General features: G+C 53.4%; 1 protein-coding gene. It reads left to right on the plus strand.

What is annotated here, in order from left to right; translation table 11 throughout:
- Positions 1-236 (plus strand): FtsW/RodA/SpoVE family cell cycle protein (locus tag SB773_RS34655; protein WP_410595085.1); only part of this gene is annotated, 236 nt, incomplete at both ends.

Genomic DNA, 236 nt, shown 5'->3' on the forward strand with positions numbered 1-236 from the left:
GGTTTGGTGCATTCGGGATTCAGCCTGGTGAATTCGCCAAGCTGGGTGTTGTTGCCTTCCTGGCGAAGTGGCTGTCGGACAACCAAAAACAAGTCGTCCTGTTTCGGAAAGGGCTAGTTCCTGCATTGGGGATTCCGTTCGTCTGTTTCGCGCTAATCATGCTTCAGCCAGACTTGGGAACGGGAACTGTTTTGATCGGGACGGCTGTCATCATGATTTTTGCCTCGGGTGCGAGG

It is taken from the genome of Bacillus sp. SIMBA_074, from assembly GCF_046534555.1.
Taxonomy (GTDB): domain Bacteria; phylum Bacillota; class Bacilli; order Bacillales; family Bacillaceae_G; genus Bacillus_A; species Bacillus_A mycoides.